Origin of the sequence: Vibrio plantisponsor (assembly GCF_013041605.1) — a bacterium.
Classification (GTDB): Bacteria; Pseudomonadota; Gammaproteobacteria; order Enterobacterales; family Vibrionaceae; genus Vibrio; species Vibrio plantisponsor.
This window is the reverse complement of record NZ_JABEQC010000021.1, coordinates 1-14,783: the sequence shown is the minus strand read 5'-3', so window position 1 is coordinate 14,783 and position 14,783 is coordinate 1. Positions and strand designations below refer to the sequence as shown.

Annotated in this window: 10 protein-coding genes; 3 read left to right on the top strand and 7 right to left on the bottom strand. The window is 42.4% G+C overall.

Annotation, left to right across the window (positions count from 1 at the left end; genetic code table 11):
* Window positions 1-8: 8 nt before the first annotated feature.
* From HKI82_RS19585 to HKI82_RS19575, 3 genes are all read left to right on the top strand, one after another.
* On the top strand, window positions 9-845 hold the full coding sequence (locus HKI82_RS19585; protein WP_171138932.1) for an alpha/beta fold hydrolase: 837 nt from the start codon (window positions 9-11) through the stop codon (window positions 843-845).
* Between the two features lie 357 nt (window positions 846-1,202).
* A complete protein-coding gene (locus HKI82_RS19580; RefSeq protein WP_171138931.1) occupies window positions 1,203-6,008 on the top strand; it encodes a CHASE domain-containing protein in 4,806 nt (1,601 codons plus the stop codon).
* Window positions 6,001-6,939: a diguanylate cyclase gene (locus HKI82_RS19575; protein WP_102940714.1), complete on the top strand. Its 939-nt coding sequence runs from the start codon at window positions 6,001-6,003 to the stop codon at window positions 6,937-6,939. The genes HKI82_RS19580 and HKI82_RS19575 overlap by 8 nt, the downstream gene beginning before the upstream one ends.
* Window positions 6,940-7,111: 172 nt before the next feature.
* On the opposite strand, the gene HKI82_RS19570 is transcribed toward HKI82_RS19575, so the two are convergent.
* From HKI82_RS19570 to HKI82_RS19540, 7 genes are all read right to left on the bottom strand, one after another.
* On the bottom strand, window positions 7,112-7,834 hold the full coding sequence (locus HKI82_RS19570; RefSeq protein ID WP_171138930.1) for a hypothetical protein: 723 nt from the start codon (window positions 7,832-7,834) through the stop codon (window positions 7,112-7,114).
* Between the two features lie 24 nt (window positions 7,835-7,858).
* On the bottom strand, window positions 7,859-8,548 hold the full coding sequence (locus tag HKI82_RS19565; protein WP_171138929.1) for a hypothetical protein: 690 nt from the start codon (window positions 8,546-8,548) through the stop codon (window positions 7,859-7,861).
* 24 nt (window positions 8,549-8,572) lie between these two features.
* Complete coding sequence (locus HKI82_RS19560) at window positions 8,573-9,292, bottom strand: hypothetical protein (protein WP_171138928.1); 720 nt, start codon at window positions 9,290-9,292, stop codon at window positions 8,573-8,575.
* A gap of 23 nt (window positions 9,293-9,315) precedes the next feature.
* The gene (locus tag HKI82_RS19555) at window positions 9,316-10,023 is read right to left on the bottom strand and encodes a hypothetical protein (RefSeq protein ID WP_171138927.1); all 708 of its coding nucleotides are present in this window, start codon (window positions 10,021-10,023) and stop codon (window positions 9,316-9,318) included.
* The gene (locus HKI82_RS19550; protein WP_171138926.1) at window positions 10,020-12,125 is read right to left on the bottom strand and encodes a lipase family protein; all 2,106 of its coding nucleotides are present in this window, start codon (window positions 12,123-12,125) and stop codon (window positions 10,020-10,022) included. Before HKI82_RS19550 ends, HKI82_RS19555 begins: the two co-directional genes overlap by 4 nt.
* A complete protein-coding gene (locus HKI82_RS19545; protein WP_171138925.1) occupies window positions 12,125-12,961 on the bottom strand; it encodes a DUF4123 domain-containing protein in 837 nt (278 codons plus the stop codon). Before HKI82_RS19545 ends, HKI82_RS19550 begins: the two co-directional genes overlap by 1 nt.
* 1 nt (window position 12,962) lies before the next feature.
* Window positions 12,963-14,783 (bottom strand): type VI secretion system Vgr family protein (locus HKI82_RS19540; protein WP_171138924.1); only part of this gene is annotated, 1,821 nt, incomplete at its 5' end.

The following is a 14,783-nucleotide window of genomic DNA, read 5'->3' as shown; positions in this document are numbered from 1 at the left end:
AGCATGTGATGAAAAAGATTAATCACAGACAAAAACTGATTGAAAAAATAGGTCGGCCAGTAGTTCAAAAGGTGTTGACCTGTGATTCGATCAGGACGACCTATTTAACTACTGGAGACGGTTTTCCCGTTGTATTACTGCATGGAGCAGGCGCAGGAGCGGTCACTTGGTATCCCTCAATGGATGCCATTGCTAGAAATTTTCGTGTCCTAGCGCCAGATATTGTCGGTTATGGAGATTCGGATAAGCCAGACGCACTTTATGACCGAGCCTATTTTTCGGGTTGGTTGAAAGCCTTTTTATTGGCGTTAGGGGAGGAAAAAGTACATCTTGTCGGATTAAGTCAAGGAGGTGCTATTGCTATTCAGTTTGCATTAGACAATCCAGACATGGTGGATAAGTTAGTACTTGTTAACTCTGGAGGGTTGGGCGCACGGCCTTCGTTTTGGCCAATGCTGGGAATGATTTGGATGAACAGTTTTCCATCTTTGATTGCAAGTCGTTTTAATTCTCAATATTTATTGTCTCGTCCAGAGAGCAGAGACCTGAGTCATATTCACTATTCTATTGAAGTACTTAAGAAGTCCGGTGGTAAAAAGGCTTTTACTCAAGGTAGAGGGGCCGCTGTATCAGCAATACCTATGGATTTACTTGCTCACATAACTCATCAGACCCTCGTAATAGTGGGTGAAAACGACAGGCTGTTTTCTAGCGAATATGGAGAAAGAGCGAGCCAGATAATACCTAATGCGGAGCTTATTCGGATTCAAGACGCTGGGCATTTACCTTTAATGGATCAGCCGGAGGTTTTTAATCAAGCCTTATGTGCATTTCTAGAGCGTTAGTCTTTGGATACTGAGGATGTTGATTCTTCTCATTCAAAAGTGCTAGATAACCAATTTCAGGCCATACAATTTTTCTAAACTACACTTTTAACATATGGCATGTTGAGTGATGCGGCTTTGATTTTACGCGTGTCTAGCAGAAGGAGAGAGCATGTTGTCAAAGGGTAAGTATTTTCCTCAGGCATTACTGGATCATAATTCAGTAAAACAACGGCTCTTGTGCTTACGTGATGGTGAAGTCAATTTTAGCACCCAGCCATTTCAAATGTCGGTTAAAAGCCTTTGGTGCGATTCCACGTCTGCGAGATCATTTTCTCGATCTTTATTGGCCGATGAATTTGAATTGGACTGTGCCTTATGAAATTTACCCTGACCAAAACGTTCAATGTTTTATCCGCTTGGCTTCCTCTGTGTGCTGGCACATTACTTACAGCCTTAATTGCGATACTGCTTCACTATCAAAACCAAGAAGATGATAAAGCCCATATAAAAACGCTTATGACGCAAGCTGAGTCACTTATTCAGGAGCGATTTGCGTTCTATGAATATGGACTGCGTGCCACTCGTGGAGCTGTGGTTACAGCGGGGCCAGATCAAATCACTCGCAAGCAGTTTGAAAACTATATTGGGACGCGTGATATCTCTCAAGAGTTTCCCGGCGCACTTGGGTTTGGCTTTATTAGACGAGTGCCTGTCGAGCAAGAACAGCGTTTTGTTGAAATGGCTCGCCAAGACGGTATGCCGGATTTCTCTGTCCGTTCATTGAATCCCCATGATGGTGACCGTTTTATCATCCAATATATCTATCCTATCGCTCCTAACAAACAGGCTATAGGGCTAGATATTGGCTCTGAAATAAATCGCCGAAATGCGGCATTAGCATCAGCAAGAGAAGATGGTGCGTATTTGAGTGAACCCATTACGTTGGTTCAGGCGGATAAAAAAGCCCGACGTGGCGTGTTAATTATGCTGCCTATTTTCCCTAGCGATGCCACCCTTCAGACTCCAGAAGCTAGAGAGCAGAACGTCGTCGGTTGGTCATATGCTCCTTTGATCATTGACGATGTATTGTCCGGATTGTCTTTAGTCATAGACCATGCGCAAATCCAGCTGAGCAATCAAAGAGAATCAACCCCGTTTTATGTCAGTGATAGCCATGCCTCCAAACTGCATTTGGAAGACAAAATGGTCGGTGTAATTAACGTAATGGGGCAGGAATGGAAGCTGGAAATTATCCCTAACGATGGGGCTTATATGTCCAATCGCTGGGATATTCAATGGGTTATCATCATCGGTATGGGGTTAACCTTCCTTTTAGTTCTGGGCGTCAATTTTTTACGCACAAATACAGGTACCGATTTTGATGAAACCTTTGAAGTTCATAGGGGAGTACAAAGTGTTTTGCATTTTATGCGCAGTTCAAGTGTAAGAAAAACTTGGCCTGCAGCTATCGTTAGCATGTTAGGGGTGTTTTTGTTAATCAGTTGGCTGATGCTGGAGAAGCAAAAAGTCGACTTAGAGAGTCAGCTTTCTCGCCAAAATTATGAAGTGAAGTCAAACCTAGAGGAAATAGCCGCGCAATACAGTCGTGACACGCTCTTTCTCGCCAATACGCCACCAGTCAAAGCGATATTGGAAATGGCAAGTCAGGATATGCCTTTGATCGATGGTTCTTCAAAACAACAGTGGCGCGAACGTATCGTCGAGATTTTCAAAGCTTATATGCAGACATCTCATGAAGTATTTCAAGTGAGACTTATCACCAAAGAAGATAATTGGAGAGAACAGGTAAAAGTACAAAGAGAGGGCAGTGATCTTATTGTTTTTGATGACGTTGCTCTTCAGGATAAAAGTTCAGAACCCTATATTTCACAAACGTTGAGTGTAGGAGCCAGTAAGGTTTTTCTATCCGATATTAATCTCAATAGAGAGTTCGGGGCGATAGAGAATCCTCATCGCCCTGTATGGCGTTTCTCAACTCCTCTATATTTTGTTGATGGGACGCCATTTGGAATCATCATTATCAACTTAAACGCGACTGCAATATTAAGTGATATCACTTTAGGGAATAGTACTGATACTCAAACTTACATAACGAACAGTGACGGTTTTTTCATTGCGCACCCTGAGCCAAGTAAATCCTTCGCGTTTGAGAGAGGGGAGGCACTGAAATGGAGTACAGAATTTCGCCCTGTAGAGCCGACCATATTGGCTATCTCTACCTCTGCGGTTAATGAATATGCAAGTGATGGCGGTGATATTTGGGCCGTTGATTCTATGTTCAATTTAGAGAGTTCCACTTCACCCAGACATCTGACTATCTACACTACAAGCACAAAATTACCATTTATCATCCACATATCTTGGCAAATTATCGTGTTCTTTTTTGCCATTCTATTTTTGGTCATTGCAAGTGTTGTGATCCAATATTGGATTTGGAGAAATGCTTTGGTATCGCAGCGAGAGAAATGGAACTACAAGTTACAAACCCAGCAGGCCAAAGAATTATCAAGATTTAAGGCATTACTGGAATCCTCTCCTGAAGCAACTCTGATTGTGGATCAAAGCGGCATAGTTAAAATGGTGAATGCGGAAGCTGAGAAAGTTTTTGGTTTACCGAGGAGTCGACTTGAAAACAATTCGATTGACCAGCTTATCCCACTAGAAATTAGGGGCGCACACAGTATGTATTTAAAAGCGTACATGAGTAGTCCTCAAAATCGTCGCATGGCCCCCTCCAGACAGTTATTTGCTTTGAAAGGCAGTGGTGAAGAGTTTCCAGTGGAAATTAGTTTAAGTGCGGTTCCTATGGAAGAGGAATTGCTTGTTTCCGTTTCGCTGCGAGATATCACTGAACGACTAAAAATAGAGAAAGAACTGAAGGAGGCATTACTGGAAGCAGAGAACGCCACTCTTGCTAAAAGCGCTTTTCTGGCCAACACCAGTCATGAGATCAGGACACCACTTAACGCGATCATTGGGTTAACCCACTTACTGTCCAATGAGTCACTGACAGAATCGCAACGTCTGCTAATCGACAAAATCAGCCTTTCGGGGAAATCGTTGCTAGGCATAGTCAATGACGTGTTGGATCTGTCCAAAATTGAAGCCGATGAGATGGCTTTGGAGTCGTTGCCAGTTAACCTCCGCGATTTTTCCGATGAAATCAGCGGCGTGTTTGCTATTCAAGCCGAACAGAAAAAACTTGAATTTGCTTTAGTTCTATCGCGCGATCTACCAGATTGGGTCGAAGCTGACCCTTTACGGTTGAAGCAAATAGTGAGTAATTTACTAAGTAATGCGCTTAAGTTTACTGACATTGGAAAGATCAGTTTTAAGGTCGAACTAAGAGGTACGGCAACTGTTGATGATAAGCCTCAAGCGACAGTGCGTTTTTCTGTAACCGATACTGGCGTGGGAATATCACAAGAAAACTTATCACGACTTTTCAAACCTTTTTCGCAAGCGGATGCCAGTACCACCAGACGATACGGCGGTACTGGATTAGGGTTATCTATCGTCAGTCAGCTTGTAGCACTTATGGGCGGGGAAATCGCGGTAAAAAGTGCGGAGGGGGAAGGCTCAACATTCTGGGCTGATATTCCTTTCCCCGTTATTTCTGTGGACGAAATGAAGTTGGCCGGATTACAAAAGCAGCAAATGTTGTATCTCATTGTGGCTGAAGATGACGAACAGCAAGCCAAACAGATTATGGCGCTTACTCGCTCTCTAGGATGGCGAGCAGATCTCGTGAATGACGGAAACGCGCTAGTCGAACTCTTTATTGAAAGGCAAGAGCAAGGTTTGCGTCTACCAGATGCTTTGATTGTTGATTGGACCATGCCCAAACTTGATGGCGTTCAAGCGCTAGAGAAACTCGCGCACCATATCGGAAAAGATAAATTACCAGCCGTGTTAATGTTTGCAGACAGCGAAAAGCAACAATTGGCTCAGTTGGAGTCTAATCCGTTGATTGCCCATCTAATGCAAAAGCCCGTTTGTGCATCAACGCTATTTGATGCCGTGAATGATACGGTGTGTCGTTTCACTGGCGATGTAGAGCGTGTTTTAAGCGCAACGATGACTGGTCAAATAAAAGCACAATGGTTGAGTAATACGCGAATTTTGGTGGTTGATGATAGTGAAACAAACTTGGAAGTGGCGAAATATCTTCTGACCCAAGCTGGCGCTGACGTAGAAACCGCGAATAGTGGCGAGGCAGCGATTAATAAACTGAAAGATGGTTCATCAAACTACGATGCTGTTTTAATGGATGTTCAAATGCCTGTGATGGATGGTTTAGCTGCAACGAAACATATCCGTCAATCTCTAGGTATGACGGAACTTCCTGTCATCGCCTTAACGGCAGGTGCATTGGTTGAAGAACGTAAACGTGCTTTAGAGGCCGGAATGAACGATTTTCTAACCAAACCTATCAGTCCGGCGCAATTAATCAGTGTTTTAAGAAGTCACATATCGAAACCGTTGGGAACGAACATTGAAGCCGATTTTATTGATATGCCTTCGCAACCAGAAGACGGTTGGCCTTCGATTAAAGGATTAAATTTAACAGAAGCTAAAGAGCTGTTAATGAACAATAAAGAGCTGTTTTTTAATACGCTGCAGCATTTGTTAGAAGATAATGAAAACTTATTGTCGGATAAAGCTATCGGTGCCGATAGTTTAGATAATCCCGAGATTCGCGAGAGCTTGGCTGCACAAGCGCACAAGTTACGTAGTTCCGCGGGAATGGTTGGTGCACAACGCCTCCATGAGCTTGCGTCATCCGCAGAAAACATCTTAAGAGAGCCAGAGACAAACGCAGAAAATATCATGCAGGAACTGGCATCAGAACTTAGCGATCTCAACACTGCGTCTGAAGCTGCAATCATGCAATGGAAGCAAAGCCAGGAAATATCAACCGTTCCTACAACGATAGACAGTGAAGCGTCACTCGATGCCGCTATTGAGTTGTTGAAAATGTTTAACCAACAAGACTTAAATGCATTAACATGGGTTGAACAAGAAAAAGAACATTTATTCAATTTATTAGGACGCGATAAATTTAATTTATTGTTGGATTCAACAAAACGATTGAATTTCAAAGAAGCTAAAGAGGTGTTAGAGCCTTTTGTACTCATTTCAAGGAATGATAATGGATAAGCTGTTGGAAGAAAAATTTCCTGAGATCCTTATTGTGGATGACGACAGTTCCGTTGTTATCGCGTTACATAAAGTGTTGCAAGATATTGGTCGAATTCGTTTTGCCTCCACCGCTTCTCAAGCTTTGGAGATGATCAATGGCACTCGTCCCGACTTAATTTTGTTGGATGTGGAGCTTCCAGATATCAATGGTCTTAAGCTCTGTATCATGCTGAAACAAGATGTAGAGACGGCGAGTATCCCTGTACTTTTCATTACCAGTAAGATTGAAACAGGTTTCGAAGAGAAAGTATTTGATGCTGGTGCTTCCGACTTTATCACTAAGCCCTTAAAACCGCGTGTCGTCGCTGCTAGAGTGCAAACCCATCTCGCTTACCATAAAGCTCTTGTGCAACTGAACAAGCTGGCACATACAGACAGTTTGTCTGGGCTAGCTAACCGGTTGTCGTTTGATGAACAGTTAGACATCGAGTTTAGGCGTGCGCGCAGGCAACAAGAACCTTTATCTATCGTGATGATTGATATCGACGAGTTTAAGAAGTACAACGACTATTTTGGTCATGTGGCGGGTGATGACTGTATAAAAGCGATTGGAAGGGGATTGAACAAAATTACCAAACGTCCTGCGGATTTTGCTGCTCGTTTTGGAGGGGAAGAGTTTTCCTTAATCTTGCCAAATACGGATAAGAGAGGGGCTGACGTTCTCATCGGTAGCTTAATGTCTACAATTTCTGATTTAGCGATTAAGCATGCACCGGAAGCTATCTACCCAATCGTGACGGTTTCTGTGGGTTTCTCTACTTTAGAACCCATGCAATGTGACTTTAGCACTATCGCTCCTCTTGATGTTGTCAGTGCCGCAGACAAAGCTTTATATCAATCCAAACACGATGGACGTAATCGATATTCCTACCAAGCGTTGGAAGTGTGAACGCTGCACTTTGGCACACCTGAAGCTTGAAACTTATAAATAGTGAGCGTTTTATATCAGCAAAAAGAATCTGCCGACAATGCAGGTTCTTTTTATTTAACACTACAGCGATAAAGGGGCAGGTTGTTATTAAGAATATCCATCGCTAGCGAGTGTTCGATGTACTTAAATATTATTTCCCCGTAGCAGGATCTAATGGCTCACTACGATAATTTTCGCCAGCCAAAATATCGTAATGAATTACGGTATTGTCATTAAATTGCGAGAAATCGTAATGAACTCGCTCAGCATTATATTCTGGATCTTTAGATATTTTCTTGTCGTCAAAATAGAAGTAGCAACCCAAGCCACCAAACCATATTTTATTAACTACACCTTGTTTTATATATGCATCACAGTCTTTTGATTCAATTTTTGAACTTAACGCAATTGGTTTATTGTAATACTCTGTTCCAGCCTGATAAATACGTAACTGAGCAAATCCAACGGTATCAAATTCGTTATACGCTTCAACGGTTATATCGCGTAATTCAATAATACAATTCTGGCTATCTATATAGGTTTGGTAAGGTATTCTCAACTCATAACGATTCGACTCATCAGCGTAATTCTGCGTAAAACGCTCTGTTCTTTTACCTCCTCGGTAAGCTTTACGGCCAAACATATCATAAGAGTATGCTTGGCAGTCGTCACCTGTTACCCAGTAATTCGCCCACGCCTTTATATTTGCATCGATCGGTTTCATACCGGCGATACGAATAGAGCTTTTAGGTGGGGCGGTATAGTCGTAACTTACTATCCAGTATGCGCAGCTAATTAACACAGCATTACCAAAAAAACGCCATATTTTCAGGTTATCATTCAATACTCTCTGATTATCACTCCATTCTTTCATTGAATTTATTTCCACCGAAAAATATTAATTACCCGTTTGTGGGTCTAATGGCTCACTGCGATAATTTTCGCCAGCCAAAATATCGTAATGAATTACGGTGTCGTCATTAAACTGAGAGAAATCGAAATAAACACTTTCAGCATTTGTTTCAGATTGTTTTGATATTTCGTTGTCATTGATAATGTAGATACAACCAATAATTCCTTTCCAAATATCCTTAGACCATTTATATAATTTTCCATCACAATCTTTGGCTTCAATTATGGTGTTTACATCCAACGGCTTGTGGTAATACTCCTTTCCTGCTTTATTAATGCGTAAATTCGCAAAACCCACCGTATCAAATGCGTTAGTAAGTTCAACCTCCATATCTGATAAGGTCGTAATGCAGTTTTTTTCTGGCTCTCTGGGCTTATAAGGAACCCTTAATTCGTAACTTGTTTCATCGTCTGAAAAATTGTGATCAAACTTAAAGCTCTGGTTATAAATCCCTTTCCTCACCTCACCACTGCCCGCGTTCCATGACCAACCAGAGCAGGATTCCCCACGGCCAAAATAGTTCACTCGAACACTAATACTCGCATCAGCTGGTTTCTTCCCTGCAATAACCATGTAAGGCTCACCATTTGCACCCCAGGTTTTCTCTGATGGTGGGCTAAAATAGTAAACTAACATCCCACCCACAATTGCAATCAGTGCAAAAGGTGTTCTCATTGTACTTGCTTCCGAAGCACCATGTTATTTTCCTGTTTGTGGATCTAATGGCTCACTACGATAATTTTCGCCAGCCAAAATATCGTAATGAATCACGGTGTCGTCATTGAATTGAGAGAAATCGAAATAAACACTTACAGCATTTGTTTCAGACTGTTTTGATATTTCGTTGTCATTGACAACGTAGATACAACCAATAATCCCTTTCCAGATATCTTTAGACCATTGATATAACCTCCCATTACAATCTTTTGCTTCAACTATTGAAGTTAAAACAATTGGTTTATTGTCATAATCATCACCCGACTGATAAATACGTAACTGAGCAAATCCAAACTTATCAAATTCGTTATTTGCTTCAATCGTTATATCTCGTAGTTCAACAACACAATTCTGGCTATCTATATAGGTTTGGTAGGGTATTCTCAACTCATAACGATTCGACTCATCAGCGTGATTCTGCGCAAAATGCTCTGTTCTTTTCCCTCCTCGGTAAGCTTTACGACCAAACATATCGTAAGAGTATGCTTGGCAGTCATCGCCTGTTACCCAGTAATTCGCCCACGCCTTTATATTTGCATCGATCGGTTTCACACCGGCGATACGAATAGAGCTTTTAGGTGGGACGGTATAGTCGTAACTTACTATCCAGTATGCGCAGCTAATTAACACGAGAACACCAATAAGCCTCCATATTTTCAGGTTACCATTCCACGCCTTCTGATTATCACTCCAATCTTTCATTTAATTTGCTACCACGAACTTTTTTATTTTCCCGTTTGTGGGTCTAATGGCTCACTACGATAATTTTCGCCAGCCAAAATATCATAATGAATTACGGTGTCGTCATTAAACTGAGAGAAATCGAAATAAGCCTGTCCGGCATTATATTCTGGTTTTTCAGATATTTTCTGCCCATCAAAATAGAAATAACAACCCAAGCCACCAAACCATATTTTGTTAACGACACCTTGTTTTATATATGCATCACAGTCTTTTGCTTCAATTTTCACATTAACATCCAGAGCTTTGTTGTAGTAATCTTCTCCTGCTTTATTAATGCGTATATTCGCAAATCCCACGGTATCAAAGGCGTTAGTGAGCTCAACCTCCATATCTGATAAGGTCGTAATGCAGTTTTTTTCTGGCTCTCTGGGCTTATAAGGCACCCTTAATTCGTAACGCGTTTCATCTTCTGAAAAATTGTGCTCAAACCTAAAGCTCTGGTTATAAATCCCTTTCCTCACCTCACCACTGCCCGCATTCCATGACCAACCAGAGCAGGATTCCCCACGGCCAAAATAGTTCACTCGAACACTAATACTCGCATCAGCGGGTTTCTTCCCTGCAATAACCATGTAAGGCTCACCATTTGCACCCCAAGTTTTCTCTAATGGTGGGCTAAAATAGTAAACTAACATCCCACCCACAATTGCAATCAGTGCAAAAGGTGTTATACGTTTGAGTGTTCTCATTGTATTTGCTCTCTCACTAGTTCGATTTCTGCAGTTTGATCACCAAATAACAAAGTCTCACTGGATAATAGTTCCGGCATTTGTATTAGAGTTTCAAGCTCCTTTCTTACCCGCTGTACATTTAAGGTGATTTTTTCGGTTAACTTTTTCTCTTGGCGTATTGCAAACAATGCCTGTGAACGAGAATTCTCTCTCTGAATATGAGCCGCAGGATCTTTTCTAGTAATGTACTGCATCGCTAAGGCATTCAATTCATCTTTTTCCAGTTCGCTATGAACGTCGATTAACAATTGCTCAGTATTAAGTACAGTTTGTAAGGCTGTTTGATAATTTAGTGTCGATTTATCTTCTAGCAACAAGGCTAATTGCTGTTTGAAATTAGGGATATACTCACCTAAGGCATGGTCTGCCCCCGATTCTTTAATCGTGGTCTTATATCCGTTGATATCTATATGGTCATGACTCAGCGTCTCTGCCAAAAGGTAGGCATCATTAGACTTGTTTGAAGCCAATGTTAAGCTTGATATGTGTGTTTGTCGGTGTGTGAGCAACACTTGTTTCACCGCCTCAGGATAGTGTTTGGCCTGACTAAAAGTTAATAGCTGAATCAAACTACCATGATGCTGGTAGTTGTCATCATCACTGTCTACCACTCTCTCTTTGAGCGAGTCCCAAAGATATAGGATTGCAAACGTTGAAGCGAATGTGCTAGGTGTTGAGACCTTAGCTGACTGAGACAACGCCGTTTTAAATGACGATTGTCCGCTTTTCTCATCGGGGTTGGTGTTCATCCATCTCATCGGCACCTGAGGTACTACATCGTGATTATTCACATGACGGTAATGCACTATTGAATGATAGCGCTGCACAAAACTATATGTACCCGCTCGCGGCATTCCATATGTATATAAGCGCAGAGACGAAGTAACATACGTATCTTGAATTAATGAACCAAGCAACAAAGCACCTGCACCACCTAAACTATGACCACATATATATATTTTCTTGCTTTCAAGTAATTGAGATTTCAACCTAACGATATCCCAAAGCCCCATAGCATATTGATAAAAACCACGATGCACATACGCTCCCCCAAACTCCGGTGGAGCTTCCTGAGACGCATCAATGTCGGTCATAACATCCTGATAGCCCGGTGACCCTACAGCTGCGATCACACCGTCTACAACTTCAGTGATTTTCATAAAGGGGAATGCTTTATTCATTACTGTAGGCGTTACCTTTAAATCCCCAATCTGAAACACATCATCTTTAGTGAAGTAAGTCTCCGTCCCCCTTACACCAATAATGGCTATCTTATCATTGCTGAAAATGTACCCTTCTGATCCAATCGTATCATCATGATAAAACTCTCCTTTTAGAGCTTGAGAGTATGGCACTTCATCAAGTAGCCAAGTCACCTCTCTATCTGCCGCATGACTTGGACGCTGTCGAGATTGCAACGTCTTTAAAAGATTCGTATGACTGCCTTGTGGATACGTCTTATTTCTGGAGTCGCCAAAATCATTGTTACCGTAAGCCTGCTGAGACAACAGAGCAAAGGTGTAACTATTCACCAGACTGAACTCGTCTGTGTCGACTATCATGGGCATATAGCTGCGTAGAGCTTTGATCTCAAGTACCGATGAGCGGTTATGGCTCGTTCGAAACCCCTTAGATTCGTCCCGATAGTTTTTCTTCGAGGGACCATGATTTTCAACAAGGAAACTGTCCTTCGGTGGGCTTTCCCAGAGATCGCCTACCGTCACGTGATAATAAGCTTTGGGATTTCCGCAACAATCTTTCTGTTCCTTAGTCCACGTTCGCACAGGGGAATCTTCATTGTCCTTACGGCTGGCGTACTGCTCTACTTTGGATAACAGAGTGTCGGTATCAACATTAACTACCCATTCCGCCGCCACAATGTTTTCAAACCGCACTCTTCCTTGTGGCGCGCTTTTTTTCAGTGTCTGGCCACTAGATGGGTTGGTAATTCTCACCGTCAATCCAGTAATTGGTTCGTTTCTTTCGCTGCGAAGTTCCACCTCTAACCAATTCACTTCTGGATTACAGAGTAGGCAGTGGTTAAACATTTCAGTAGGCATTACGCATATCCTTGAATTTGGTTAAATGTTTTTCTCAGAGCGAAAAGTAGCTCTTCATCTTTTAAGGAGTCGATGATGTGATGAACTTCGGGGTGCTGTGTGACGGCGTTGCTGAAAAGCGTCTTTAGAGCCGCTGTAACCACTTTTTCAGCTAGTGGCGTAGGTTTGCTAGTTGTATAAAAATGGTTGCTAAACACTTCAGAAAAACTTGCTGGGCTGTCTTCTAGCAGCTTAATCATTAAGTTTGGTTGATACTGCCAAAGCCAACTTTCAACGTTGTGAGCAAGTAGGGGAACGTTCGGATTATTATCTAAGTGATGCTCTTTGATGCGCCACCATGGAGTGTTCTTCTCTTGCTGTAGAGTTAAAGTATTAGATATATAGCCATGCCAACATTCATTAGAACGCAGTAAGACGGAGTTCCCTGACAATAAAGTATCCCGTTCATCTGGATGGAGCTTGAGTAGCAGAGAGAACAAATATTCTGGACGATAAAAGGGTAAAAAGACCAATTCTCCCAGCAGTATTGCTTGATACAGACTTGCGAAGTGACGGCGGAAAGTCTGAACTGGCTGATCTGTAGAGATCAAAATACCGCAGTGAGAATGTGTATTTTGCTCCCACCAAAGTAAGAATTGTTCATTAGTAGGCAGCAGCCAAGGTCCATCTTCTGGATTGGTTAATTGTTCTAGCGTTAGTAAAGGAGCAGCGTCTAATCCATCACAGTCATAAAAGGCGTTGAGCGGGCATTCTTCAGAATATGGGTCGACTATAGCGTAAATGGTTCTATGCTCTTGCTGTTTTATCCATTGATGGAAATGAAGTGTTTCTTCCATCTTATACTTCCTTCTTACAAGGTTTTGCTAAACCACCTGTCTTACTAATTTGAGTTGGTGTAAATACCGGCAGGGTTGCAACTTCAGGAGCTGGTACAGGTTCAACATTGTTAGGCAGTGTCGCTATTGCTTCTCTAAACCCACTTCCGTTGCTAGCACTACCGCCGGAATTTAAATTAATCGCAGGCCCAACAACACTTACTCCGGAAGCGTCTATTTTTATAAAGCTTCCAGCTGCTTTTAGTGTGATTCCGGCTCCAGCTTCAATAACGACTTTGGCTCCACTCTTGAAATGTATTTCATTGCCAGTGCTCACGGCGTAGAGGTTATTGACCTTATGATGATGGCTGCCTTCAATTATTTGCGTCGAATCCTGCGAGATTTTTATCCTGCCTTCACCATCAATAGTGGTGTGTTGATTGTTTTTTATTTGGATAAATTGGTCGTTATCTACCGTTAAGTGCTTGTCGTGTTTTATGTGGGTTGAATGATCATTGAGAACATCGGCTTCATAATCTTTTTGAGCATGAAGATAGATTTTTTCCTGGTTGGCTTGGTCTTCAAAACTGAGCTCGTTGAATCCTGTCCCTTTATGGGTTTCAGTGCGGATAACGGTTTTGGTTTTGTTCTCCGGCAGCAAGTAGGGTGGAGTGTTTGTTGCGTGATAGGTACACCCTGTCACGATAGGTTGGTCAGGGTCGCCATTTAAGAATGAAACAATCACTTCATGCCCTATGCGTGGAACCGCTATGACACCGTATTGGCTTCCAGCCCAGCTTTGCGATACACGAACCCAACAAGAACTGTATTCGTCTCCTTTGGAGTATCTGTCCCATGGGAAGTGAAGTTTTACTCGTCCGTGTTCATCACAGAAAATTTCTTCGCCTTCAGGCCCGACGATGGTGGCAATACAGGGGCCGTCAACTTGAGGTTTCGCCATTGGCGTAGCTTGCCAGTGTATGTGTGCAGGAATCAGTTTGAGTTGGTTTGAGTATGTGGTCGCGCCATGTCCACCAGCTTCTTCTAGTGCTTGTGGCTGGGTTGCGGAATGTTGAGCATAAACCACCAGCCAATCTCGATTATTGGTATCGTCCAGATGTTCTTCCAAATCAAATTTATATCCCGCTTGAAGTGCTGGCTCATTGCTTTTCGCAATTGCTGTTTTCGCTTCTCTGCGCAAAAAGCTTAAGCGGGCTTGGCTGTAAGCTTTGCCGTTTTCGTTGTCTTTGAATCGTCCTGGAAAATCAAAGTGTTCGTATCTTTGTTGGTCATCCAACTCAGTGCCAGTGCTAGTTTGGCGGAACAGATAATCGGGCTTTTTGAAGCTATAGTCTGAAAGCTGAACCTCAGAAACATCGGATTGAGTACTCTTGATGAGAGAAAAAACGAAGGAGGAATCCGCCGTTCCACCAGCGGCAGCATTGTAAGGAATTGGCGTATTGAGCTTTGGCTGAGTATTGCTGTCATCGTTAAAAAATAACGTGTGTTTACCATCTTTATGGGCTAAGTGGTAAACGATGCCTTCTTCTGCTGCGAGTCTTTGCACGAAAGCCAAGTCACTTTCACGGTATTGAACACAAAACTCACGCTTCTTTTTGGGTTGTTTTAAGGTAAATACAACATCGTTGATGCCCATTTCATTCAATAACAGGGTGATGATTTCAGGAACTGTTTTTAACTGAAAGATCCTGCAATTCTGGCGCAGCGACAAACGCTCTAATGAGGGAACTAGCGTGACGGAATAGTAAGAATGCGAGTGCCCAGTGTCACCTTGGCTGAAACTTCGAACGATGCCGTTGACCTGCTGAACCTCCTCTCCGTT

Bases quoted from the DNA above. Each gene is read 5' to 3' on its own strand.
- HKI82_RS19585 (WP_171138932.1), top strand. From the start codon at position 9: ATGAAAAAGATTAATCACAGACAAAAACTGATTGAAAAAATAGGTCGG.
- HKI82_RS19580 (WP_171138931.1), top strand. From the start codon at position 1,203: ATGAAATTTACCCTGACCAAAACGTTCAATGTTTTATCCGCTTGGCTT.
- HKI82_RS19575 (WP_102940714.1), top strand. From the start codon at position 6,001: ATGGATAAGCTGTTGGAAGAAAAATTTCCTGAGATCCTTATTGTGGAT.
- HKI82_RS19570 (WP_171138930.1), bottom strand. From the start codon at position 7,834: ATGAAAGAATGGAGTGATAATCAGAGAGTATTGAATGATAACCTGAAA.
- HKI82_RS19565 (WP_171138929.1), bottom strand. From the start codon at position 8,548: ATGAGAACACCTTTTGCACTGATTGCAATTGTGGGTGGGATGTTAGTT.
- HKI82_RS19560 (WP_171138928.1), bottom strand. From the start codon at position 9,292: ATGAAAGATTGGAGTGATAATCAGAAGGCGTGGAATGGTAACCTGAAA.
- HKI82_RS19555 (WP_171138927.1), bottom strand. From the start codon at position 10,023: ATGAGAACACTCAAACGTATAACACCTTTTGCACTGATTGCAATTGTG.
- HKI82_RS19550 (WP_171138926.1), bottom strand. From the start codon at position 12,125: ATGCCTACTGAAATGTTTAACCACTGCCTACTCTGTAATCCAGAAGTG.
- HKI82_RS19545 (WP_171138925.1), bottom strand. From the start codon at position 12,961: ATGGAAGAAACACTTCATTTCCATCAATGGATAAAACAGCAAGAGCAT.